Here is a 22,051-nt window from a genome sequence, read left to right as displayed (position 1 = left end):
GATTCGGTCGGCTGCAACGTGCCACGCCCCGAATTCCAGGAGCTAGCGCTGTTTGCTAACGCTGTGACCCTGTTGGTCTCGTCCTCGACCGGTGAGAGTGACTTCCACACCCCGTCGATCTCCGAGTTCTTCCCGCCCGGTTTCCTCTTCGAGGGAACCCCTTTCGAGATCAACCGCGTCATGCTGGTCCGCTTCATCGCGGTCATCGCACTGATGCTGTTCTTCTGGCTCGGGACGCGCAAGCTGCGCCTCGTCCCCGGCCGCTTCCAGAACGTCGTCGAGCTCGCGTTCGACTTCGTCCGCGTCACCATCGCCAAGGACATCCTCGGCGAGAAGGACGCGCGCCGGTTCCTCCCGATCCTCGTGACGATCTTCTTCGCGATCATCTCGATGAACCTGACCGGCATCGTCCCGTTCCTGAACATCGCGGGGACCTCCGTGGTGGGCATGCCGCTCTTCCTCGGCCTGGTCGCCTACGTGACGTTCATCTACGCGGGCATCAAGGACCGGGGGATGGGCTTCTTCAAGAACGCCCTGTTCCCGCCCGGAGCGCCGTTCCTGATCTACTTCATCCTCACGCCGATCGAGCTGCTGCAGACGTTCATCATCCGTCCGCTCTCGCTCGCACTGCGGCTCGTGATGAACATGATCGTCGGCCACCTCCTGCTGGTGCTGTGCTTCTCGGCCACGCAGTTCTTCCTCTTCAGCTCCCAGATCGACCCGGGCTTCAAGCTCTTCGGCGTCGTGACCTTCGCCTTCGGCGGTGCGTTCACGCTCTTCGAGCTCCTCGTCGCCGTGCTGCAGGCCTACATCTTCACCCTCCTCGCTGCGGTCTACATCCAGTTGGCCGTCGCCGAGGAGCACTGACCCCACTACTCACGGGCTCCCGCCCGTTCTCACGATCACCCCACTGAAAGGACCCACTCGTGGACTCAGTCACCGTTCTCGCCGAACTCACCGGCAACATCGCGACGGTCGGTTACGGCCTCGCAGCGATCGGCCCCGGCATCGGTGTCGGCATCGTCGCGGGCAAGACCGTCGAGGCCATGGCGCGCCAGCCCGAGATGGCCGGCCGCCTCCAGACCACGATGTTCCTCGGCATCGCGTTCACCGAGGTGCTCGCGCTCATCGGCCTCGCCACCTACTTCATCTTCGCGGCGTAGTCGTGTTCAGCACCGCTGTGAACATCGCTGCGGAAGAAGGTGACGTCCCCGCGGTCATTCTGATCCCGGAGTTCTATGACTTCTTCTGGTCGGGGGTGATCTTCCTCATCCTGCTGTTCTTCTTCTGGAGGCTGGTCCTGCCGCGCCTGCAGAAGATGCTCGACGCGCGCTCCGCCGCGATCGAGGGGAACATCGCGAAGGCCGACGAGGCCCAGCGACAGGCCGAGGCCGCCCTCGAGAAGTACACCGCCCAGCTGGCCGAGGCCCGCGCCGAGGCCGGAGTGATCCGTGAGAAGGCGAACGCCGACGGCAACGCGATCGTGGCGGCGAAGAAGGAGCAGGCGCAGGTCGAGGCCGAGCGCATCCTCCACAACGCGCACGCTCAGATCGAGGCGGACCGTCAGGCCGCCGTGGTCTCGCTCCGCTCCGAAGTCGGAACCCTCGCCATCGACCTCGCCTCCGGCGTGATCGGCGAGAGCCTCAACGACGACGCGAAGGCGTCCGCGATCGTGGACCGCTTCCTCGCCGACCTCGAGGCCTCGGAGAAGGCGAACAACTGATGGGCAGCGCGTCCAGGCAGGCACTCGCATCGGCGAAGGCGGAGCTCTCCGCCCTCGCCGGTCAGGCGTCCCTCGACACGGCCCAGCAGCTCTTCGAGGCCGCACGGGTCATCGACGGCCAGGCGCAGCTGCGCGCGGCCCTCGCCGACCCGAGCGCCGACTCGAGCAGCAAGCAGGCTCTCGTCGCCCGCGTGTTCGGTCCCTTCGGCGAGCCGGCCAAGCGCCTGCTCACCGTGATCGTCGGCCACCGCTGGTCGAGCCCGAGCGACATGGTCGCCGGGGTCGAGGAGGTCGGGGTCCGCGCGATCGCGTCCTCCGCTCCGGAGGGCGTCAACCTCGAGAAGGAGCTCCACTCCTTCGGCGAGGTCGTCGCCTCCGACGCCCAGCTCGAGCTCGCGCTCGGCAGCAAGCTCGCCGCCGCCGACTCGAAGGTCGCGCTCGTGCAGCGCCTCCTCGAGGGCAAGGCCGCGGCCGAGACGCTGGCGATCCTCCGGCAGCTGATCGCGCACCCGCGCGGTCGCCGCATCCCGGAGCTCGTCCGCTTCGCAGCAGGCGTGGTCGCCGACCAGGGCGGGTTCATCCTCGCCACGGTCTCGGTCGCCGCACCGATCGCCCCCGAGCAGCTCGACCGGCTCCGCTCGGCGCTCACGCGCCAGTACAGCCGACCGGTCGCCGTCAACGTCGTGGTCGATCCCTCCCTCCTGGGCGGGATGCGCCTGCACGTCGGCGACGAGGTCATCGACGGAACCGTCTCCGCACGGCTGTCCGACCTGAAGCTCCAGCTCGCGTCCTGACGGGCGCACGTATCCTCAGAGGGCACTGCCCTCGACCCCCGCACCATCCAGGTCAGGCCCCGACGACCTCTTCGGCTCGCACGGACCCAACGAATAGGAATTCCCATGGCAGATATCACCATCAGCCCGGATGAGATCCGCGACGCGCTGAAGGACTTCGTCTCGTCGTACGAGCCGGGCAAGGCCTCCACCACCGAGGTCGGCTACGTCATCGACGCCGCCGACGGCATCGCCCACGTCGAGGGCCTCCCCGGCGTCATGGCCAACGAGCTCATCCGCTTCTCCAACGGCGTCCTGGGCCTGGCCCAGAACCTCGACGAGAACGAGATCGGCGTCGTCGTCCTCGGCGAGTTCTCCGGCATCGAGGAGGGCATGGAGGTCACCCGCACCGGCGAGGTCCTCTCGGTCCCCGTCGGCGACGGCTACCTCGGGCGCGTCGTCGACCCGCTCGGCAACCCGATCGACGGACTCGGCGAGATCGCCTCCGAGGGCCGCCGCGCCCTCGAGCTCCAGGCTCCCGGCGTCATGTCGCGCAAGTCGGTCCACGAGCCGCTGCAGACCGGCATCAAGGCCATCGACGCGATGATCCCGGTCGGCCGCGGCCAGCGCCAGCTCATCATCGGGGACCGCCAGACCGGCAAGACGGCCATCGCGATCGACACGATCATCAACCAGAAGGCCAACTGGGAGTCGGGCGACACGAACAAGCAGGTCCGCTGCATCTACGTCGCGATCGGCCAGAAGGGCTCGACCATCGCCTCGGTGAAGGGCGCGCTCGAGGACGCCGGAGCGATGGAGTACACGACCATCGTCGCGTCCCCGGCCTCCGACCCCGCCGGCTTCAAGTACCTCGCCCCCTACACCGGCTCGGCCATCGGCCAGCACTGGATGTACGGCGGCAAGCACGTCCTGATCATCTTCGACGACCTGTCGAAGCAGGCCGAGGCCTACCGCGCCGTGTCGCTCCTCCTGCGCCGCCCGCCGGGACGCGAGGCGTACCCGGGTGACGTCTTCTACCTGCACTCCCGTCTGCTGGAGCGCTGCGCGAAGCTGTCCGACGAGCTCGGCGCCGGCTCGATGACCGGTCTCCCGATCATCGAGACCAAGGCCAACGACGTCTCGGCCTACATCCCGACCAACGTGATCTCGATCACCGACGGCCAGATCTTCCTCCAGTCCGACCTCTTCAACGCCAACCAGCGTCCCGCGGTCGACGTGGGCATCTCGGTCTCGCGGGTCGGCGGCGACGCGCAGGTCAAGTCGATCAAGAAGGTCTCCGGCACGCTGAAGCTCGAGCTGGCGCAGTACCGCTCGCTCGAGGCCTTCGCGATGTTCGCCTCCGACCTCGACGCCGCCTCGCGCCGTCAGCTCGCCCGCGGCGCCCGCCTGACCGAGCTGCTCAAGCAGCCGCAGTACTCGCCGTACCCCGTCGAGGAGCAGGTCGTCTCGATCTGGGCCGGAACGAACGGCAAGCTCGACGAGGTCCCGGTCCCCGACGTGCTGCGCTTCGAGCGCGAGCTCCTGGACTACCTGGGCCGCAACACCCAGGTGCTGAACACCCTCCGCGACACCAACGTGCTCTCCGACGACACCGTCGCCGAGCTCAACCGTGCCGTCGACGGCTTCAAGCTGGAGTTCCAGACCGGTGAGGGCAAGCCGCTCGCCTCGGTCGGGCGCGAGGAGCACCAGGCCATCGCGGCCGACGAGGTCGGCCAGGAGAAGATCGTCAAGGGCCGTCGCTGACCAGCGGCACCCCGACGATTCGCCACTTTTAGGACAACAGGAGACACATGGGAGCGCAACTCCGGGTCTACCGGTCGAAGATCCGCTCGGCCCAGACGACCAAGAAGATCACTCGGGCCATGGAGCTGATCTCGGCCTCGCGCATCCAGAAGGCGCAGAACCGCGTCGCTGCCGCGGCGCCTTACTCGAACGCGATCACGCGCGCCGTGTCCGCTGTCGCGACCTACTCGAACGTGGAGCACCCGCTCACGACCGAGCGCGAGAAGCTGGACACGGCCGCGATCGTGATCTTCACCTCCGACCGCGGCCTCGCCGGCGCGTTCTCCTCGAGCGTGCTCAAGGAGGCCGAGGAGCTGGCCGCGCTGCTGCGCAGCGAGGGCAAGGAGGTCGTCTTCTACCTGGTCGGCCGCAAGGCGAACGCGTACTTCTCGTTCCGGAAGCGGGCCAGCGTCCGCGTCTGGACAGGCGGCACCGACCAGCCCGTGTTCGAGACGGCGAAGGAGATCGCGGACGCGGTCGTCGAGTCGTACAACCTCGATGACGAGGAGGGCGGCGTGGACGAGATCCACCTCGTCTACAACCGCTTCGTCAGCATGGTCACCCAGCAGCCGACCGTCGTCCGGCTGCTGCCGCTCGAGGTCGTCGAGGGCGCCGAGGAGCAGAACAGCGAGCTGTACCCGCTCTACGAGTTCGAGCCCGACCCCGAGACGGTCCTCGACCGCCTCCTGCCCGTGTACGTCGAGAGCCGCATCTTCAACGCGATGCTGCAGTCGGCGGCCTCGGAGCACGCGGCACGCCAGAAGGCCATGAAGTCGGCGAGCGACAACGCGGACACGCTGATCAAGACCTACACGCGTCTCGCCAACAACGCCCGCCAGACCGAGATCACGCAGCAGATCGCCGAGATCGTCGGCGGCGCCGACGCCCTGTCCTCCTCCAAGTAAGAGGGCTCCGCTCCACACAGTTTCGACTCCGCCCTCCGGGAGCGGTGAGACCACAGAAGGAAGTAGCAATGACACTGACCGCACCTGAGGCGGCGACCGGGACGTCGGGCGGGGCCATCGGCCGCATCGCCCGCGTCACCGGCCCCGTCGTTGACATCGAGTTCCCCCACGACGCGATCCCCGAGGTCTACAACGCGCTCTACACGCACGTCGAGGTCGAGGGCGTCTCGAGCAAGCTGACCTTCGAGGTCGCGCAGCACCTGGGCGACGACCTCGTCCGGGCCATCTCCCTGAACCCCACCGACGGACTCGTCCGCGGCCAGGAGGTCCACGACACCGGCCTGCCGATCTCGGTCCCGGTCGGCGACGTGACCAAGGGCAAGGTCTTCAACGTGATCGGCGAGGTGCTCAACGCCGACGCCGACGGGAAGATCAACGGAGAGTCGTTCGAGATCACCGAGCGCTGGCCGATCCACCGCAAGCCCCCGCAGTTCGATCAGCTCGAGTCCAAGACCGAGCTGTTCGAGACCGGCATCAAGGTCATCGACCTGCTCACTCCGTACGTGCAGGGCGGCAAGATCGGCCTGTTCGGCGGCGCGGGCGTCGGCAAGACCGTCCTCATCCAGGAGATGATCCAGCGCGTCGCGCAGGACCACGGTGGAGTGTCCGTGTTCGCCGGCGTCGGCGAGCGCACCCGTGAGGGCAACGACCTCATCGCCGAGATGGAGGAGGCGGGCGTCTTCGACAAGACCGCTCTCGTCTTCGGCCAGATGGACGAGCCGCCGGGAACGCGTCTGCGCGTCGCCCTGTCGGCCCTGACCATGGCGGAGTACTTCCGCGATGTGCAGAAGCAGGACGTGCTGCTCTTCATCGACAACATCTTCCGCTTCACGCAGGCCGGCTCGGAGGTGTCGACCCTGCTGGGCCGCATGCCCTCCGCGGTGGGCTACCAGCCGAACCTCGCCGACGAGATGGGTGTGCTCCAGGAGCGCATCACCTCGACGCGCGGACACTCGATCACCTCGCTGCAGGCGATCTACGTCCCCGCCGACGACTACACCGACCCGGCGCCGGCGACCACCTTCGCCCACCTCGACGCGACCACCGAGCTCTCCCGTGAGATCGCGTCGAAGGGCCTCTACCCGGCCGTCGACCCGCTCACGTCCACCTCGCGAATCCTCGACCCCCGCTACCTGGGCGCCGACCACTACCGCGTGGCGACGAACGTGAAGCAGATCCTGCAGAAGAACAAGGAGCTGCAGGAGATCATCGCGATCCTCGGTGTCGACGAGCTGTCGGAGGAGGACAAGATCACGGTGTCGCGTGCGCGCCGGATCCAGCAGTTCCTCTCGCAGAACACCTACATGGCGAAGAAGTTCACCGGTGTCGAGGGATCGACCGTCCCGCTGAAGGACACGATCGAGTCGTTCGACGCGATCACCAAGGGCGAGTTCGACCACGTGGCCGAGCAGGCGTTCTTCAACGTCGGCTCGATCTCGGACGTCGAGGAGAAGTGGACCCAGATCCAGAAGGAGAACGGCTGATCATGGCCGGGACCCTGAAGGTCAGCGTCGTGTCCGCGAACGCCGAGGTGTGGTCCGGAGAGGCGAAGCAGCTCACGGCTCGCACGGTCGAGGGCGAGATCGGCATCCTCGCCGGCCACGAGCCGATGCTCGCGATCCTCGCCACCGGCGAGGTGCGCGTCACGGCCCTGGACGGCACGCGTCTCACCGCGCAGGCCGACGACGGCTTCCTGTCCGTCGAGAACGACGTGGTGACCGTGGTCGCCCGTCAGGCATCGCTGGTCTAGTACACCGCCGCTCACCGCGGCTCGGAGGGGCCGGACGATCATCGCGATCGTCCGGCCCCTTCGTCGTGCCGCCCGTCCCTCTTCTCCGAAGGAGTCCTGTGCACGTCCTGCTGCCACCGTCCGAGACGAAGCGCGACGGCGGCGACGAGCCGTTCGTGCTCGAGTCGCTCGCCTTCCCCGAGCTCCACGCGAAGCGGCGCGAGCTGGCGGAGGCGCTGATCGCGCTGGCCGGGGACCCCGAGCTCTCTGCCCGGGCGCTGAAGCTCGGTCCGCGTCAGTTCGGCGAGATCGATCGCAACGCGGGGCTCGCGACCGCGGCAGGTCTCCCCGCGGTCGACCGCTTCGACGGGGTGCTGTTCGATGCGCTCGACGCGCGAAGCCTCGATTCCGGTGCACGGGAGGTGCTCGGTCGGACGGCGATCGTGCAGTCCGCGCTCTGGGGGCCGATCCGCGCCCTCGACCTGATCCCTGCCTACCGTCTGTCCCACGACTCCCGTGTGCCGGGCAGACCGCTCAAGCGGTGGTGGGCGGCGGAGGCCGGGCGGGTGCTGAGCGCGCTCGACGGGCTCGTCCTCGATCTGCGGAGCGAGGCGTACGCGGCGCTCGGACCGGTCCCTGCGGGCGAGGGGCGGTTCTTCGTCCGCGTCCGCTCGCGCGGGGCCGACGGCGTCCTCCGGTCGCTGAACCACTTCAACAAGCAGGGCAAGGGACGCTTCGTCAGGGCGCTGGCGGAGGACCGGGTGGCGACGGAGTCGCTCGGCGAGCTCTCGGCGTGGGCGGCCGGGCGCGGGTTCCTGCTCGCCGAGAACCGGCACACGGGAGAGCTCGACCTCGTCGTGCCGGAGTCGTAGGCGTCAGCGTCGGCGCCAGCAGCCGGTGAGGTGGTCGTCGACGACTCCGGCCGACTGCATCAGCGCGTACGCGGTGGTCGGTCCGACGAAGCGGAGCCCAGCGGCCTTCAGCGCTCGCGCGAGCGCCGTCGACCCGGGCGTCGTCGCAGGGACGTCGGCGGCTCGGACCACCCGGTCCTCGACGTCCGGATCGTGGAAGGACCACACGAGCTCGTCGAGCGCGCCCTCGCCTCTCTGCTCCAGGAGCGCGAGCACGGCCCGGGCGTTGTCCCGGGTGGCGATGATCTTCGCGCGGTTCCGGATGATGCCGCTGTCCTCCATCAGCCGCTCGACATCGGTGTCGTCGTACCGGGCGACGCGGGCCGGATCGAAGCCGTCGAAGGCCTCGCGGAACCTCGGCCGCTTGCGGAGGATCGTGATCCAGGAGAGGCCGGACTGGAACGCCTCGAGGGAGATCTTCTCGAACAGCCGGCGATCTCCGTGCAGCGGGGTGCCCCATTCCTCGTCGTGGTAGCGGCGGTACTCCGGATCCGCGCCGCTCCAGGCGCAGCGGACCAGGCCGTCCTCTCCCTCGACGAGTCCGTCGGCCGTGCTCATCGGTGGGGGATCCCCTCGTGATCGAGAAGCCAGGCTTTCGTGGCGACGCCCTCGCCCGCGCTGAAGCCGGTGATCCGTCCGTCGCTCGCGAGGACGCGGTGGCAGCCCACGATGATCGGCACCGGGTTCGCACCTACCGCTCCGCCGATCGGCCGGCCCGCCCGGGGGCGACCGGCGGCCGTGCCCAGTGCGCCGTAGGAGGTGATCTCCCCGAAGCCCAGAGCCTGGAGCCGCTGCCAGATCTCGAGCTGGAAGGGCGTGCCGCGCAGAGCGACCGGCAGATCGAAAGAGCGGCGGGTCCCGTCGAAGTACTCGTCCAGCTGCTCGACGGCCCGCAGGAGCACCGGGAGGTCCGACTCCGGGAGGTGCTCGTGCGGGAGCAGACCGGCCTGCTCGATGGCGAGCGAGACGATCGCATCGCCGTCGCTGCCCACCTCGATGCGGCCGAGGGGGCTCGTCGTCCGTCGGACGTGAAGGGGAGTCGTTCTCATGCGTCGAGAGTATCCGCGGGACTCCCCACCGACCGGCGGGAATCGGACACCGGTGCAGAACTCGGCCGATCGGTCCCTGTGGAGGGATTCCTGGCCGGAGGCCGCCATCCGAGCGCCGGCGATTCGGTGTCGATGGGACCTCTCCCTCCACAGGCGGCGATCTCGAGATCCTTCCGATGATCCCGAGGGCCGTCGCTCCCGGCGGGTGCGAGGGTCGGCAGGATCGCAGCATGACCTCCTCAGCGATCTTCCTCCACCCCGCTCCCGCCTCGCGTGTCCCGGCCTCACCCGACGACGCCGCCCTGTTCCATGCCGCTCACGGATCCCGGCGGGGTGCGGCGGAGGCGAGCCTCGTGCTCGTCCCGTTCCGGGCCGGCGCGCCGAGCGGTTCGCTCCGCTTCGAGCTGTCGGGTGCGGATCCGTCCCTGATCGCGCGGGCCTGCCTCGGTGCGCTCGGCCGGTTCGGGCGGGTGCGGCGAGCACTCGCGCTGGTGCATCCCGGCGAGGCGGGTCCGGAGTCGTGCGAGGGACTCGTCGCCGCCCTCGAGGAGCGTGCGCGCCGGCTCCCCGGCCTCGCCCTCCGCGTCGCCGTGCTCCCGTCGTCCGGCCGCGACGACGGGCTCGAGGCCGGCGACCGGGACGACCCGCGAGCGGTGGCCGCCGCGGTCGACCGTCTCCTCGACCGCCACCCGCGGGCTGAACTGCCCGACGTGCTGTTGCGCGGTGTCGACGACCTCGTCCGGCGAGCTCTCGCCGGTCCCGATCCCGAGGTCCGGCCGGCGGGCCTGGCTGCGCTCGTCGTGGCCGTGCAGCGCAGCCGCGGTGCGGACCGCGTGCTGCGGTCGGCGCGGAGCGGTGACCCCGGCGCGGCGGGAGCGCTCGCCCCGCTGCTCCGCCGTGCCGCCGTCGTCGCACCCCCGAGTGAGCGAGCCGGAGTGCTCGTCCTCCTCGCCCGGATCCTGGCCGGTGAGGGCCGTGCCGACGAGGCCGGACGGCTCGCCGACGAGGCCGTCGCTCTCGATCCGCACCACGCAGGTGCGCGCCGAGTCGCGGCCGCACTCGCCGCCGATCGGCGGGAGCGCGCCGCGTGAGGGCGCTAGAGCCGCGACCAGGCCTCGGTGAGCACGCTCCGGAGGATCTGCTCGATCTCGTCGAACTCGCGCGGGCCGATGGTGAGCGGCGGCGCGAGCTGGACGACGGGATCGCCGCGGTCGTCCGCCCGGCAGTACAGCCCCGCGTCGAAGAGCCCCTTCGAGAGGAATCCGCGCAGCAGCCGCTCCGACTCGTCCTCGTCGAACGTCTCCTTCGTCGCCTTGTCCTTCACCAGCTCGATGCCGAAGAAGTAGCCGTCGCCCCGGACGTCGCCGACGATCGGCAGGTCGAGCAGCTTCTCGAGCGTGGACCGGAAGACGGGCGAGTTCTCGCGCACGCGCTCGTTCAGGCCCTCCTCCTCGAAGATGTCGAGGTTCTCGAGCGCGACCGCGGCCGAGACGGGGTGGCCGCCGAAGGTGTAGCCGTGCGGGAAGACGACCTGACCGTGGCGGAAGGGCTCGTAGATCCGATCGCTGACGATCGTCGCGCCGATGGGGGAGTAGCCGCTGGTCATCCCCTTCGCGCAGGTGATCATGTCCGGCACGTAGCCGTACTCGTCGCAGGCGAACATGTGCCCGATGCGGCCGAACGCGCAGATCACCTCATCGGACACCAGCAGCACGTCGTGCTTGTCGCAGATCTCGCGGACCCTCTGGAAGTACCCGGGAGGGGGCGGGAAGCAGCCGCCCGAGTTCTGCACGGGCTCCAGGAACACGGCGGCCACCGTGTCCGGCCCCTCGAACTCGATCATCTCCTCGATGCGGTTCGCCGCCCACAGGCCGAACGCCTCCAGGTCGTCGCCGTGCTCGGGAGCCCGGTAGAAGTTGGTGTTGGGGACGCGGAAGCCGCCCGGCACCAGCGGCTCGAACATCGACTTCATCCCGGGTATGCCCGTGATCGCGAGCGCTCCCTGGGGAGTGCCGTGATACGCGACCGAGCGCGAGACGACCTTGTGCTTGCCCGGCTTGCCCTGCAGCTTCCAGTAGTGCTTGGCGAGCTTGAACGCCGTCTCCACCGCCTCGCCGCCGCCGGTCGAGAAGAAGACCCGGTTCAGGTCGCCCGGCGCGTGGTCGGCGAGCCGGTCGGCCAGCTCGATCGCCGAGGGGGTCGCGTAGGACCACAGCGGGAAGAAGGAGAGCTCGGACGCCTGCTTCGCCGCGGCCTCCGCCAGTCGGCGCCGCCCGTGTCCCGCATTGACGACGAAGAGGCCGGACAGGCCGTCGAAGTACTTGCGCCCGGTGCTGTCCCAGATGTGGTGTCCCTCGCCGCGCGTGATGATCGGCACGCCCGCGCCGGAGTCCATCGTCGACTGACGGGTGAAGTGCATCCAGAGGTGGTCCTTCGCCTTCTTCTGCAGGGAGGCGTCGTCGATCCCCCCAGGCGCGTCGGTCCCGCGGACGGGATCGCCCGACTCGAGGCCGGAGGTCGAGAAGGCTGTCTCGGTGGTCATCTTTTACCGCGTTCCCCAGTTGTAGAACTGCTTGTGGAGCTTCAGATAGACGAAGGTCTCGGTCGAGAGCACGCCGGGAAGCGACCGGATCTCCTGGTTGAGCAGGGCGATCAGATCGTCGTCGTTCTCGCACACGACCTCGGCGAGGATGTCGAAGGAGCCGGCCGTCAGCACGACGTAGTCGACGGCGGGGATGGAGGCGAGCCGGTCCGCGACGTCGCGGGTGTCGCCGGTGACGCGCACACCGATCATCGCCTGGCGGTAGAAGCCGAGCTGCATCGGATCCGTCACCGCGACGATCTGCATGACGCCCGACTCGGTGAGCTTCTGCACCCGCTGCCGGACGGCCGCCTCGCTCAGGCCCACGGCCTTGCCGATCTCGGCGTACGAGCGCCGACCGTCGGCCTGCAGCTGCTCGATGATCGCCTTCGACACCTCGTCGAGCTGGACAGGACGCTGAGAGGGCGGGCGAGACGGGGCCATGCGGCGATTCTGGCAGTCCACGAGTGCCCGGGCAAGTGGATCCGCACGTCGGAGCTCGATCCGGCATCGGATCCGGTGGTCGGAGCGTCGACCCGTCTGCGCGACGGACATCGGGCGACAGCGATGGCGGCCGGCCCGGCGGAGGGCCGTCAGCGACTACCATCGGGAGGCGGCCGGGCACCCCTGGAGCAGGCGGTCACGGGCCGTCGGACCGGACGGCCGCAGGCCACGGGGATGCGAGGAGCAGCGATGACGCAGATCGGCCGCAGCCGCGCGTCCGTCACCGTCCCCGTCTCCGCCTGGAGCTCCGACGCACCCTCGGCCGAAGTCACCCTCGGCTGGGCCGCGCGCACCGAGACCGGCCACGTGCGCAGCGCGAACGAGGACAGCTACCTCGCCAAGAGCCCGCTCTTCGCTGTCGCCGACGGGATGGGCGGGCACGCGGCAGGAGAGGTCGCCAGCGACGCGGTCGTGTCGCGCTTGTCCACCGCGGCGCTCGGCGCGACCGTCGGAGCGGAGGAGATCGACCGGGCGCTTCGGGAGGCGGTCGGGGACATCGCCCGGCAGTCGCACACGGCCGACGTCGGCACCGGGACCACGGTCACCGGGATCGCGCTCACGGTGGTCGGGGGAGAGCCCTACTGGTCCGTCTTCAACATCGGCGACTCGCGCGTGTACCTGAGCGTCGCCGGGACCCTCGTGCAGCTCACCGTGGACCACTCCATCGTCCAGGAGCTGGTCGACGCGGGCCTGATCTCCCGCGACGAGGCCGACGTGCATCCGCACAGCAACGTGATCACCCGCGCGGTCGGCTTCCACGAGGCGCCCGTCCCCGACTACCGGCTCGTGCCCGTCCTCGCCGGATCGCGTCTGCTGATCTGCTCGGACGGACTCACGAAGGAGCTGACCGATGCCGGCGTCGGCCACCTGCTCAGCGGCACCGGCTCCGCTCAGGAGGCGGCCGACGCCCTGGTCGACGCCGCGCTGGACAACGGCGGGCGCGACAACGTCACCGTGATCGTCGTCGACGTCCTCGCGGTCACCGGCGACGAGGATGCCGGCGCGCCGGTCTGACGAGCAGCGCCCCGGCACGGGACGGCCGCGGTGGCGGTGCCGCCGGACCGCCCGCACGCGCCGAACGGCCGTACGACGGTCCTGCGCCTGCCGGTTCGCGTCGGGTTCGGCCGGCTCGGGGCTCCCCGCGCCGGCGCTGGGTACGATGGTGAGTGGAAGGGCGTTCTCGGTGATCTGCAGCACGTGTGGCTCCAACCTCGCTCCCGGGGCGATCCTCTGCGGCGAGTGCGGTTCGTCGGTGGCGGCGCATGCCACGACGGGTGCGTCCCGCCCCTCGTCCTCCGGAGACACGACGGTCCTCGACCCGTCCCGCCGTGCCTGGCTGCCGGGCCTGGCCCCCGGCCGGCACCGGCGTCCCGCCCCCGGCGCTCCGATGGCGCCGCCCTCGCAGGGGCTCGTACGCCTCAGCTTCGCGACCGGACAGCATGCGATCGTGACCGGCAACGGCCTGATCGGACGCCAGCCGCTCCCGGACCCCAACGAGACGTTCCGGCACATCCTCGCGATCCCGGATCCGTCGCGATCCCTCTCCAAGACCCACCTCGAGTTCGGCTTCGACGAGGGCGGGCTCTGGGTCAGGGACCGCTGGTCGGCCAACGGGTCCGTGCTGGTCGCGCCGACCCAGGCGCCGCTCCCGCTCGAGGCCGGCCGCCGCTACCGCGCGAAGCTCGGCAGCCGGATCCTGCTCTCCTCCGTCGAGATGGCGGTCGAGCGCGTCGACGGGTCCGCCGGCGGCTCGGGACGCCCGCCCCTCACCCGCTGACGGCACGGCCTCCGGGGACCGAATCGGCGGTCGACACGGCCTCCGGGTGCGGAATTCGTGACGATCATGTTTCCGGATGAGCGTTCTCCTCCGTTCGCCGTGACAGGCGGATGAGCGCTGTGCCAGTATTTCCCCACGTTCGGCCCCCGAGGCACGAGCCCCGACGCAGTCAGGAGCCCCCGCCATGACCCGTCCCCTCCCGAGGGATCCCGTCCTCCGCCGGGCCGTCGCCGCGGCACGCTCGCACGAGCGCGAGCGCCGGGCGGTCCTCTCGCGTCGGGCGGTCCTCGGCGGGATCGGCCTCGGAGCGGGTGCCCTCGCCCTGGCCGCCTGCGCCCCGCAGACCCGTGCCGCTCCGACCGCCGCCGCCGACGGATCGGCCGGCGACCCGCGCCTGGTGTGGGACAACTGGCCCGCCTACATGGACGAGGACGACGACGGGAACCACCCCACGCTCCAGGGCTTCGAGGAGCAGACGGGCATCGCGGTGACCTACAACGTCGCCGTCGACGACAACAACTCGTACTACGGCAAGGTGAAGGATCAGCTCGCGCTCGGGCAGTACATCGGCGCCGACACGGTCTGCCTGACGGAGTGGATGGTCTCGCGCCTGGTCCGCCGCGGCTACGTGCAGGAGCTCGACCACGCGAACATCCCGAACATCGCCAACCTCACGCCCTCGCTGGCGAACCCCGACTTCGATCCGGGCCGCCGGCTCTCCCTCCCGTACCAGGCGGGGTTCTCGGGCATCTGCTGGAACAGGGAGAAGCTGCCGAAGGGCCTCTCGAGCATCGAGGATCTGTGGGATCCGTCGCTCCGCGGCCGCGTCGGCGTGCTGAGCGAGATGCGCGACACGATCGGGCTCATCATGCTCGCTCAGGGGACGGACATCGCCGGCTCCTGGGGCGACGACGAGTACATGAACGCGATCGACGTCTTCCGCGAGCAGGTCGACGCCGGACAGATCCGCAACATCAAGGGGAACGCGTACCTCAACGACCTGCAGAACGAGGACACCCTCGCGGCGATCTGCTGGTCCGGCGACATCACCCTGATCAACGCCGAGGCCGGCGACAAGTGGGAGTTCGCCTTCCCCGACTCGGGCGGCGCACTCTGGAACGACACCTTCGTCGTTCCGATGGGCTCCGAGCGCAAGGCCAACGCCGAGGCCCTGATGAACTACTACTACGAGCCCGAGGTCGCCGCCGAGGTGGCCGCCTGGGTCAACTACATCACCCCCGTGGATGGAGCGAAGGACGTCATGGAGAGCATCGATCCGGAGCTGGCCGAGAACCAGCTGATCTTCCCCGACGAGGACACGCTCGCGCAGGCGCACGTGTTCCGGACCCTGACCGCCGCGGAGGAGAAGGAGTACCAGGCCGAGTTCCAGAAGGTGCTCCTGGGCATCTGATGGCGATCGGGACCTTCGCCGAGAGCGGCGCCGACCTCCAGCTGGTCGGGATCAGCAAGCAGTACCCGGGCTTCACGGCCATCGACTCCCTGGACCTCACCATCCCGGCGGGCTCCTTCTTCGCCCTGCTGGGCCCCTCGGGCTGCGGCAAGACGACGACGCTGCGCCTGGTCGCCGGGCTCGAGGAGCCCTCCGCCGGCCGGATCCTCATCGGCGGGCGGGACGTCACCGAGACGAAGACGTACCAGCGGCCCGTCAACACCGTGTTCCAGTCGTACGCGCTGTTCCCGCACATGTCGATCCTCGAGAACGTCGCCTTCGGCCTGAAGCGGCGGAGGATCGCCGACCCCGTCGGCAAGGCGCACGAGGCGCTCCGCCTGGTCGAGCTCGACCACCTCGCCCAGCGCCGCCCCGCGCAGCTCTCCGGTGGTCAGCAGCAGCGGGTCGCCCTCGCGCGCGCCCTCGTCAACCGGCCCGCCCTGCTCCTGCTCGACGAGCCGCTCGGCGCCCTCGACCTCAAGCTCCGCCGGCAGATGCAGCTGGAGCTCAAGTCGATCCAGGAGGAGGTGGGCCTCACCTTCCTCCACGTCACGCACGACCAGGAGGAGGCCATGACGATGGCCGACACCGTCGCGGTGATGAACAAGGGCAGGATCGAGCAGATGGGCGCGCCGGAGGAGCTCTACGAGCTCCCGCGCACCGCGTTCGTCGCGAACTTCCTCGGCCAGTCCAACCTCTTCACGGGTGAGGTGGTCGGCAGCACCGACCGCGCACTCACCGTCGACGCGGGCGGGCACCGGATCGTCGTGCCCGTCGCCCGCTGCGCCCGCTCGAGCGGGGAGATCACGGTCGGCGTCCGCCCCGAGAAGCTCCTGCTGCTGACGCAGGAGCCGCCGGCGGACTCCGGCCGGAACGTGCTCGGGCCCGGTCGCGTGGTCGACGTCTCCTTCAGCGGGGTCAGCACCCAGTACACGATCCGGATGCCGGGCCTGGGCCCGGTGGTCGTCTTCGCGCAGAACATGGTCTTCGGGCCGGTCGTCGGCGAGGGAGCGGAGGTGTGGGTCGGCTTCAGCACCGAGCACGGCTTCGGACTCGCGGACGAACCGGGCTCGGTCCCGCGCTTCGAGGCGGACGACTCCACCAGCGCCATCGCCGTGCAGCGCCGGGGGCTCCTGGCCGGTCGCAGCGGGGGAGCGTAGGCATGGCCTTCGCCGCCTTCGCCACGGGGCAGGCGGATCCTCAGGACGCTCCGGTCCGCCGGCGGTCGACGATCGCGCTCGTCCTGCTGCTGCCGGGCATCGCCTACATGCTGCTGTTCTTCCTGGCGCCGCTGATCTCGCTCGTGCTCACGTCCTTCCAGGCCGAGGTGCCGGACGGGGACATCGGCGAGTACGCCCCCGGGTTCGCCTGGCAGAACTACCTCGTGGTGATGGGCGACTACTGGCCGCACGTGCTCCGCTCCTTCGGCTACGCGCTGATCGCGACGGTGCTCGCGCTGGTGATCAGCTACCCGCTGGCCTACTTCATCGGAGTGAAAGCGCGGCCCTGGCCGCTGCTGCAGAACCTGCTCCTCACGCTGGTGATCGCGCCCTTCTTCATCAGCTTCCTGCTCCGGACGCTGGCGTGGAAGCAGATCCTCGCGGACGAGAGCCCGCTCGTGCAGGCGCTCAAGGCCGTGGCGGTCCTGCCGAGCGACGGCCACCTCACGGGGACGCCGATCGCCGTGATCTTCGGCATCACCTACAACTTCATCCCGTTCATGACGCTGCCGCTGTACACGACGCTCGAGCGCCTCGACGTGCGCTTCCTGGAGGCCGGGTCGGATCTCTACGCGCACCCCGCCTCCGTGTTCTGGAGCGTGACCGTCCCCCTGTCGATGCCGGGCATCGTCTCGGGCACGCTGCTGACGTTCATCCCCGCGGCGGGCGACTACATCAACGCGAGCCGGGACTTCCTCGGCTCGTCGCAGACCTCGATGGTGGGCAACGCGATCGAGGCGAACTTCCTCACGCTCGAGAACTACCCGGCGGCCGCCGCGCTCTCGATCGTGCTGATGGCCGTGATCCTGGTCATCGTCGGCTTCTACGTGAAGCGCAGTGGAACGGAGGACCTCCTGTGACCGCGACGGCCGACCGTCCGCTCGCGAGCGCCCAGGAGGCGCTCGGCGCGCCGCCCCCCGCCCCGATCCGGGGCCGCCGCCGCTTCCGGGGCCTCGGGCTCGGCGTCTACACGGCGCTGGCGCTGCTCTTCCTGCTCATCCCTATCGGGTACACCTTCGTCTTCTCCTTCAACGACTCGGGGAAGAGCAACCTCGCCTGGCGCGGGTTCACCCTCGACAAGTGGGTGTCGGCCTGGACCAGCGAGGAGGTGATGACCGCCTTCGGGAACAGCCTGCTGGTCGGTGTGATCGCCACCGTGCTGGCCACTGCGCTCGGCACCATGATCGCCATCGCGCTCGTGCGGTTCCGCTTCCGGTTCCGGTCGGCGATCAGCCTGCTGCTGTTCCTCCCCATGGCGACTCCGGAGGTGGTGCTCGGAGCCGGCCTCGCCGCGCAGTTCCTCAGCGTGGGCGCCGAGAAGGGGCTGGTCACGATCGTGCTGGCGCACACGATGTTCTGCATCAGCTTCGTCGTGGTCACCGTGAAGGCGCGGGTGGCGAGCCTGGACCCGAAGCTGGAGGAGGCGGGACGCGACCTCTACGCATCGCCGAACCAGGTCTTCTGGCGGATCACCTTCCCGCTGCTGCTGCCCGGCATCCTCGCCGCGGCGCTGCTCTCGTTCGCGCTGAGCTTCGACGACTTCATCATCACGAACTTCAACTCCGGATCGGTCACTACGTTCCCGAAGTACATCTACATCGCGGCGGCGCGCGGCATCCCGGCGGAGGCGAACGTCATCGCATCGGCGGTGTTCGTCCTCGCGATCCTCGTGGTGGTGATCACGCAGGTCTCCGTGGCGGCCCGGGCGAAGCGCCTCGCGCGCGAGCAGTAGCTCAGGGCGTGCCGGGACGTGCGGTCAGACGTAGGAGGCGCGGATCGCGCCGACCGGGCGCCCGCCGCCCGACACGACCGGGTTCAGCCGCACCAGCACGTCGTTCGCCGCGGTCCGGTCCACCGCGTCCGCCTCGACCAGGAGCTTCAGCGCGACCACGGTCGCGGCGCGCAGGCTCCCGTCGAGGATCTTCAGGGCGACGGTGGTGCCGTCGGGCGAGGCCATCACGAGCACGCCCTCGGCGCCGAGCTTGGCGACCAGGCCCAGGCGCTCGATCACGACGGTGTTGTCCCGGCCCGGGCCGTCGATCGCCCACGCGTTCTCGAGGATCGCGGCCGTGAGGACGCCGGCCTGGCGGTAGAGGCCGAACGGTGAGGCGGGGGAGGAGGACACGATCCGTGAGACGCCCTTCGCCAGCGCGGTCAGAGGAAGGGCGTGCACGGGAGCTCCGCAGCCGTCGATCCCCGAGGCCACGACGCGCTCGCCGGTGAGGCGCTCGATCGTGTCGACGATGTGCTGCTGCAGCGGGTGCGTCCGCTCGAGGTAGTCCTCGGTGCTCCAGCCGTTCTGCACGCAGGCCAGCAGCATCGCCGCGTGCTTGCCCGAGCAGTTCATGTAGAGCGGGTCCGGAGTCGCGCCCGCCCGCAGCAGCTGAGCGCGGGTCCCGGAGTCGCCGGGCCAGTCGGCCGGGCACTGCAGGGCGGTGTGGTCCAGGCCGGCGCGGAAGAGCAGGTTCTGCACCAGCGCCACGTGCTGGGGGATGCCGGCGTGGCTCGCGGTGGCGATGACCGCCTCCGCGCCGTTCAGCTCGACTCCGGCGGTCATCACCGCGAGGGCCTGGAACGGCTTGAGGCAGGAGCGGGGGAAGACGGGAGCCGTCGGGGTGCCGAGGCTGCGGGCGACGCGGCCCTCGGAGTCGAGGAGGACGGCGGAGCCGGCGTGGCGCGACTCGACGAACCCGGATCGCTCGACGACGGCCAGCTCGACGGACTCGGCAACGGTGAAGGTTCCTGCTGGCATCCCCCCATCCTGCCCGATGCGCCGCCCGGTCCCGCGCTCCCGGAGACGCCGAAGGCCACCGGGGAGCGCCTCGGCGCCCGCGGTGGCCTTCGGAGGATCGCGCCTAGAGGGTGGCGAACGCGTCGGCGATGACCGACACGGCGTCGTCGAGCAGCTCGTCGGTGAGGGCGAGGCTCGGCAGGAAGCGGACCACATTGCCGTAGGTGCCGGCGCTCAGCACGAGGACCCCGTGCTGGGCGGCGTAGTCGATGATCGCCTGGACCGCGACGGCGTTCGGCTCCTTCGTGGTGCCGGCGGTGCCGGGCTGCACGAGCTCCATCGCCATCATCGCGCCGATGCCGCGGACGTCGCCGATGATGTCGTAGCGCTCCTGCAGGCCTCGCAGCGCCGCGCCCAGGCGGGCGCCGATCCGGTCGGCCTCGGCGAGGAGGCCCTCGCGCTCGATGCGCTCGAAGACCGCGACGGCGGCGGCGGCGGCGACGGGGTTCCCGCCGAAGGTGCCGCCCAGTCCGCCGGCCTGCGCCGAGTCCATGATCTCGGCGCGGCCCGTCACACCCGCGAGCGGCAGGCCGCCGGCGATGCCCTTGGCCGAGAGGACGAGGTCGGGGACGAGGCCGAGGTGCTCGCTGGCGAACCAGGCGCCGGTGCGGGCCATGCCCGACTGGATCTCGTCGGCGACGAAGACGATGCCGTTGGCCGTGCACCACTCCTGCAGTGCCGGGAGGAAGCCGTCGGCGGGGACCATGAAGCCGCCCTCGCCCTGGATGGGCTCGGCGACGAGGCAGGCCAGGGCGGACGCGCCGACGGTCTTCTCGAGGTACGAGATCGCGCGCTGGGCGGCCTCGGCTCCCGACAGGCCGTCGTGGTACGGGTACGAGCTCGGCGCACGGTGGACGTCGCTGGCGAAGGGTCCGAAGCCCAGGCCGTAGGGCAGCGCCTTGAAGTTCATGGCCATCGTGAGGTTCGTGCGTCCGTGGTACGCGTGGTCGAGCACCGCGACGCCGGGGCGGCCGGTGTGCTTGCGCGCGATCTTGACGGCGTTCTCGACCGCCTCGGCACCGGAGTTGACCAGGACGGTCTTCTTGGCGAAGTCGCCGGGGGTGTGCTGGGCCAGCAGCTCCGCGACGCGGATGTAGGGCTCGTACGGAGTGACGGTGAAGAGGGTGTGCGTGAGGCGCGCGAGCTGCTCCGCGGCGGCCGCGACGACGGAGTCGTCGGTGTGCCCGATCGTCGTGACGCCGATGCCGGCGCCGAGGTCGATGAAGCTGTTGCCGTCGACGTCGACCAGGATCGCGCCGTGCGCGCGGTCGATGTAGACGGGGAGCGCGGTGCCGACGCCGGTGGGCACGACGGCGAGGCGGCGCTCGTGCAGGGCCCGGGATCGCGGCCCGGGGATCTCGGTCGCGACGCGCCGCTCCTGGGGGACTGCGGACGTGGGAACCTGGGGGGCGAGCGTGTCTGTCATGGTCCTCGGAGTCTACCCGCGGGGGTTCCGCGTCCAGAGGTCCAGACCGGCGCGACCGGCCTGATCCACCGCCGTCGAGGAGGAGCCCGATGAAGTCCGAGCACGAGTACGCGGTGTCCGTCGTCTGGGAGGGCGACCGGGGCACCGGCACGAGCGGCTATCGCGAGTACGGGCGCCAGCTGACCGTCACGGCGGAGGGCCCGGCGCCCATCCTCGCCTCGGCCGACACGCCCTTCCGGGGCGACGCCGACCGCTGGAACCCGGAGCAGCTGCTCCTCGCGGCGCTCGCGCAGTGCCACCTCCTCTCCTACCTGCACGTGGCGGTCAAGAACGGAGTCGTCGTCACCGGCTACACGGACGACGCGGTGGGCTCGATGCTGCAGGAGGGGGAGAGCGGCCGCTTCACCTCGGTGACCCTCCGGCCCCGCGTCACTGTCGCCGAGGAGTCGATGGTGGCGATCGCCCAGACGCTGCACGCCGAGGCCTCCCGGCTCTGCTTCATCGCCAACTCGGTGAACTTCCCCGTCGCCCACGAGCCGGAGGCGTCCGCGCGCTGAGGCTCAGCGGCGCTCGTGCGGGAGCGCCCGGCGGATGCGCTCGACCGTGGTCGTCGGCGGCGACTCGTTGTACGCACCGGCGAGCTCCTGCCCGGAGAGCGCGTGGACGGCCGCCATCACCTCGTCGGTGGCGTGGCGTCGGGCGCGGCCGGAGTCGGCGGAGCCGTGCCGCGAGAGGTCCAGCGGAGCCCCGAAGCGGACCGTGATCCGGTGCAGGCGCGGCACCCTCGTGCCCACCGGCTGGAGCTCCTGCGTGCCGATCATGCCGACGGGGACCACCGGCGCGCCCGTGGTGAGGGCGAGCCATGCCACTCCGGTGCGGCCCTTGTAGAGGCGCCCGTCGCGGGAGCGGGTGCCCTCGGGGTAGACGGCGAACGCCTCGTCCCGCTCGAGGATCGCCCGGCCGAGGTCCAGCGCCTCCTGAGCGGCCTGGCCGGCGCCGCGCTCGACCGCGACGGCTCCGACGCTCGTGAAGAAGGCGCGAGAGAGGGCGCCCCGCACGCCGGTCCCCGTGAAGTAGTCCGACTTGGCCAGGAACTGCACCGGCCGCGGGGCGAGCAGCGTCAGCACCGGGGAGTCGATGAACGAGAGGTGGTTGGCTGCCAGGATCACGCGTCCCTCGGCCGGGACGTTGTCGCGCCCCTCCACGATCGGCCGGTAGACCAGCCGGCCGACGCCGCCGATGGACAGGCGCGCCAGACGCGCGGAGAGGCCGATCCCCGGGGGAGTCGGCCTCTCGTGGTCGTCGTCGATCCGCATTCCGACGAAGCTACCGGGGCGTCCATGCCGCTC

At 70.3% G+C, this 22,051-nt stretch carries 24 protein-coding genes; 17 read left to right on the top strand and 7 right to left on the bottom strand.

The window, feature by feature from the left end; all coding sequences use genetic code 11:
• Positions 1–63 precede the first annotated feature (63 nt).
• The 9 genes from atpB to C5C29_RS00535 all read left to right on the top strand — a co-directional run bounded on the left by atpB (position 64) and on the right by C5C29_RS00535 (position 7,865).
• Positions 64–867 (top strand): F0F1 ATP synthase subunit A, encoded by an 804-nt coding sequence (atpB, locus tag C5C29_RS00575; RefSeq protein WP_068254016.1) that lies wholly within the window; start codon positions 64–66, stop codon positions 865–867.
• Positions 868–926: 59 nt separating this feature from the next.
• Positions 927–1,163, top strand: a complete 237-nt coding sequence (locus tag C5C29_RS00570; RefSeq protein WP_055794702.1) for an ATP synthase F0 subunit C — start codon at positions 927–929, stop codon at positions 1,161–1,163.
• A gap of 2 nt (positions 1,164–1,165) precedes the next feature.
• The gene (locus tag C5C29_RS00565; protein WP_244229449.1) at positions 1,166–1,723 is read left to right on the top strand and encodes a F0F1 ATP synthase subunit B; all 558 of its coding nucleotides are present in this window, start codon (positions 1,166–1,168) and stop codon (positions 1,721–1,723) included.
• Positions 1,723–2,517 (top strand): F0F1 ATP synthase subunit delta, encoded by a 795-nt coding sequence (locus tag C5C29_RS00560; protein WP_104223022.1) that lies wholly within the window; start codon positions 1,723–1,725, stop codon positions 2,515–2,517. The genes C5C29_RS00565 and C5C29_RS00560 overlap by 1 nt, the downstream gene beginning before the upstream one ends.
• Before the next feature lie 105 nt (positions 2,518–2,622).
• Positions 2,623–4,260, top strand: coding sequence for a F0F1 ATP synthase subunit alpha (gene atpA / locus C5C29_RS00555; protein WP_104223023.1), 1,638 nt, complete (start codon positions 2,623–2,625; stop codon positions 4,258–4,260).
• Between the two features lie 47 nt (positions 4,261–4,307).
• A complete protein-coding gene (locus C5C29_RS00550) occupies positions 4,308–5,204 on the top strand; it encodes a F0F1 ATP synthase subunit gamma (protein WP_104223024.1) in 897 nt (298 codons plus the stop codon).
• Positions 5,205–5,272: 68 nt separating this feature from the next.
• Complete coding sequence (gene atpD / locus C5C29_RS00545; protein ID WP_104223025.1) at positions 5,273–6,748, top strand: F0F1 ATP synthase subunit beta; 1,476 nt, start codon at positions 5,273–5,275, stop codon at positions 6,746–6,748.
• A gap of 2 nt (positions 6,749–6,750) precedes the next feature.
• A complete protein-coding gene (locus C5C29_RS00540) occupies positions 6,751–7,014 on the top strand; it encodes a F0F1 ATP synthase subunit epsilon (protein WP_104223026.1) in 264 nt (87 codons plus the stop codon).
• A gap of 98 nt (positions 7,015–7,112) precedes the next feature.
• The gene (locus C5C29_RS00535; RefSeq protein ID WP_104223027.1) at positions 7,113–7,865 is read left to right on the top strand and encodes a YaaA family protein; all 753 of its coding nucleotides are present in this window, start codon (positions 7,113–7,115) and stop codon (positions 7,863–7,865) included.
• 3 nt (positions 7,866–7,868) lie between these two features.
• Here C5C29_RS00535 and C5C29_RS00530 read toward each other — a convergent pair whose 3' ends face one another.
• Both C5C29_RS00530 and C5C29_RS00525 read right to left on the bottom strand, forming a co-directional pair.
• Entirely contained in the window at positions 7,869–8,462 is a 594-nt protein-coding gene (locus tag C5C29_RS00530) for a DNA-3-methyladenine glycosylase I (RefSeq protein WP_104223028.1), read from the bottom strand.
• Positions 8,459–8,953, bottom strand: a complete 495-nt coding sequence (locus tag C5C29_RS00525; protein WP_104223029.1) for a methylated-DNA--[protein]-cysteine S-methyltransferase — start codon at positions 8,951–8,953, stop codon at positions 8,459–8,461. The genes C5C29_RS00530 and C5C29_RS00525 overlap by 4 nt, the downstream gene beginning before the upstream one ends.
• 230 nt (positions 8,954–9,183) lie before the next feature.
• Between C5C29_RS00525 and C5C29_RS00520 the strand changes: the two genes are divergently transcribed.
• Positions 9,184–10,044: a hypothetical protein gene (locus C5C29_RS00520; protein ID WP_104223030.1), complete on the top strand. Its 861-nt coding sequence runs from the start codon at positions 9,184–9,186 to the stop codon at positions 10,042–10,044.
• 5 nt (positions 10,045–10,049) lie between these two features.
• Here C5C29_RS00520 and C5C29_RS00515 read toward each other — a convergent pair whose 3' ends face one another.
• Together C5C29_RS00515 and C5C29_RS00510 are read right to left on the bottom strand one after the other, a co-directional pair.
• Positions 10,050–11,495: an aspartate aminotransferase family protein gene (locus C5C29_RS00515; RefSeq protein ID WP_104223031.1), complete on the bottom strand. Its 1,446-nt coding sequence runs from the start codon at positions 11,493–11,495 to the stop codon at positions 10,050–10,052.
• A gap of 3 nt (positions 11,496–11,498) precedes the next feature.
• A complete protein-coding gene (locus C5C29_RS00510; protein WP_104223032.1) occupies positions 11,499–11,978 on the bottom strand; it encodes an Lrp/AsnC family transcriptional regulator in 480 nt (159 codons plus the stop codon).
• A 249-nt stretch (positions 11,979–12,227) separates the two neighbouring features.
• Here C5C29_RS00510 and C5C29_RS00505 point away from each other — a divergent pair, with 249 nt between their 5' ends.
• The 6 genes from C5C29_RS00505 (at position 12,228) to C5C29_RS00480 (ending at position 18,217) form a co-directional block, all read left to right on the top strand.
• The gene (locus tag C5C29_RS00505; protein ID WP_104223033.1) at positions 12,228–13,052 is read left to right on the top strand and encodes a PP2C family serine/threonine-protein phosphatase; all 825 of its coding nucleotides are present in this window, start codon (positions 12,228–12,230) and stop codon (positions 13,050–13,052) included.
• Between the two features lie 433 nt (positions 13,053–13,485).
• A complete protein-coding gene (locus C5C29_RS16760; protein WP_146082226.1) occupies positions 13,486–13,815 on the top strand; it encodes a hypothetical protein in 330 nt (109 codons plus the stop codon).
• A gap of 184 nt (positions 13,816–13,999) precedes the next feature.
• Positions 14,000–15,226 carry a PotD/PotF family extracellular solute-binding protein gene (locus tag C5C29_RS00495; RefSeq protein ID WP_104223035.1) on the top strand — a complete coding sequence of 409 codons (1,227 nt, stop codon included), beginning with the start codon at positions 14,000–14,002 and terminating at the stop codon, positions 15,224–15,226.
• Positions 15,226–16,425 (top strand): ABC transporter ATP-binding protein, encoded by a 1,200-nt coding sequence (locus C5C29_RS00490; RefSeq protein WP_104307902.1) that lies wholly within the window; start codon positions 15,226–15,228, stop codon positions 16,423–16,425. The genes C5C29_RS00495 and C5C29_RS00490 overlap by 1 nt, the downstream gene beginning before the upstream one ends.
• Before the next feature lie 2 nt (positions 16,426–16,427).
• Positions 16,428–17,345: an ABC transporter permease gene (locus C5C29_RS00485; protein WP_104223037.1), complete on the top strand. Its 918-nt coding sequence runs from the start codon at positions 16,428–16,430 to the stop codon at positions 17,343–17,345.
• A 65-nt stretch (positions 17,346–17,410) separates the two neighbouring features.
• The gene (locus tag C5C29_RS00480; protein ID WP_181074917.1) at positions 17,411–18,217 is read left to right on the top strand and encodes an ABC transporter permease; all 807 of its coding nucleotides are present in this window, start codon (positions 17,411–17,413) and stop codon (positions 18,215–18,217) included.
• 24 nt (positions 18,218–18,241) lie between these two features.
• Here C5C29_RS00480 and C5C29_RS00475 read toward each other — a convergent pair whose 3' ends face one another.
• Positions 18,242–19,237 (bottom strand): asparaginase, encoded by a 996-nt coding sequence (locus tag C5C29_RS00475; protein WP_104223039.1) that lies wholly within the window; start codon positions 19,235–19,237, stop codon positions 18,242–18,244.
• A 103-nt stretch (positions 19,238–19,340) separates the two neighbouring features.
• On the bottom strand, positions 19,341–20,702 hold the full coding sequence (gabT, locus tag C5C29_RS00470) for a 4-aminobutyrate--2-oxoglutarate transaminase (protein ID WP_104223040.1): 1,362 nt from the start codon (positions 20,700–20,702) through the stop codon (positions 19,341–19,343).
• A gap of 89 nt (positions 20,703–20,791) precedes the next feature.
• On the opposite strand from gabT, the gene C5C29_RS00465 reads away from it, so the two are divergent.
• On the top strand, positions 20,792–21,259 hold the full coding sequence (locus C5C29_RS00465; protein WP_104223041.1) for an OsmC family protein: 468 nt from the start codon (positions 20,792–20,794) through the stop codon (positions 21,257–21,259).
• 3 nt (positions 21,260–21,262) lie between these two features.
• Here the strand turns inward: C5C29_RS00465 and C5C29_RS00460 are convergent, their stop codons facing one another.
• Positions 21,263–22,018 carry a 1-acyl-sn-glycerol-3-phosphate acyltransferase gene (locus C5C29_RS00460; RefSeq protein WP_104223042.1) on the bottom strand — a complete coding sequence of 252 codons (756 nt, stop codon included), beginning with the start codon at positions 22,016–22,018 and terminating at the stop codon, positions 21,263–21,265.
• Between the last annotated feature and the right edge of the window lie 33 nt (positions 22,019–22,051).

It is taken from the genome of Rathayibacter sp. AY1H2, from assembly GCF_002931985.1.
Lineage (GTDB): Bacteria > Actinomycetota > Actinomycetes > Actinomycetales > Microbacteriaceae > Rathayibacter.
The sequence above is the reverse complement of the archived record's forward strand: the minus strand, read 5'-3'. Positions and strand labels throughout refer to the sequence as shown.

Coding starts and splice junctions, on each gene's coding strand:
- C5C29_RS00515 (WP_104223031.1), bottom strand. CDS start 11,495: ATGACCACCGAGACAGCCTTCTCGACCTCCGGCCTCGAGTCGGGCGAT.
- C5C29_RS00560 (WP_104223022.1), top strand. CDS start 1,723: ATGGGCAGCGCGTCCAGGCAGGCACTCGCATCGGCGAAGGCGGAGCTC.
- C5C29_RS00485 (WP_104223037.1), top strand. CDS start 16,428: ATGGCCTTCGCCGCCTTCGCCACGGGGCAGGCGGATCCTCAGGACGCT.
- C5C29_RS00495 (WP_104223035.1), top strand. CDS start 14,000: ATGACCCGTCCCCTCCCGAGGGATCCCGTCCTCCGCCGGGCCGTCGCC.
- C5C29_RS00475 (WP_104223039.1), bottom strand. CDS start 19,237: ATGCCAGCAGGAACCTTCACCGTTGCCGAGTCCGTCGAGCTGGCCGTC.
- atpD (WP_104223025.1), top strand. CDS start 5,273: ATGACACTGACCGCACCTGAGGCGGCGACCGGGACGTCGGGCGGGGCC.
- C5C29_RS00550 (WP_104223024.1), top strand. CDS start 4,308: ATGGGAGCGCAACTCCGGGTCTACCGGTCGAAGATCCGCTCGGCCCAG.
- C5C29_RS00525 (WP_104223029.1), bottom strand. CDS start 8,953: ATGAGAACGACTCCCCTTCACGTCCGACGGACGACGAGCCCCCTCGGC.
- C5C29_RS00460 (WP_104223042.1), bottom strand. CDS start 22,018: ATGCGGATCGACGACGACCACGAGAGGCCGACTCCCCCGGGGATCGGC.
- C5C29_RS00540 (WP_104223026.1), top strand. CDS start 6,751: ATGGCCGGGACCCTGAAGGTCAGCGTCGTGTCCGCGAACGCCGAGGTG.
- C5C29_RS00510 (WP_104223032.1), bottom strand. CDS start 11,978: ATGGCCCCGTCTCGCCCGCCCTCTCAGCGTCCTGTCCAGCTCGACGAG.
- C5C29_RS00505 (WP_104223033.1), top strand. CDS start 12,228: ATGACGCAGATCGGCCGCAGCCGCGCGTCCGTCACCGTCCCCGTCTCC.
- C5C29_RS00490 (WP_104307902.1), top strand. CDS start 15,226: ATGGCGATCGGGACCTTCGCCGAGAGCGGCGCCGACCTCCAGCTGGTC.
- C5C29_RS00465 (WP_104223041.1), top strand. CDS start 20,792: ATGAAGTCCGAGCACGAGTACGCGGTGTCCGTCGTCTGGGAGGGCGAC.
- C5C29_RS00520 (WP_104223030.1), top strand. CDS start 9,184: ATGACCTCCTCAGCGATCTTCCTCCACCCCGCTCCCGCCTCGCGTGTC.
- atpA (WP_104223023.1), top strand. CDS start 2,623: ATGGCAGATATCACCATCAGCCCGGATGAGATCCGCGACGCGCTGAAG.
- gabT (WP_104223040.1), bottom strand. CDS start 20,702: ATGACAGACACGCTCGCCCCCCAGGTTCCCACGTCCGCAGTCCCCCAG.
- C5C29_RS00530 (WP_104223028.1), bottom strand. CDS start 8,462: ATGAGCACGGCCGACGGACTCGTCGAGGGAGAGGACGGCCTGGTCCGC.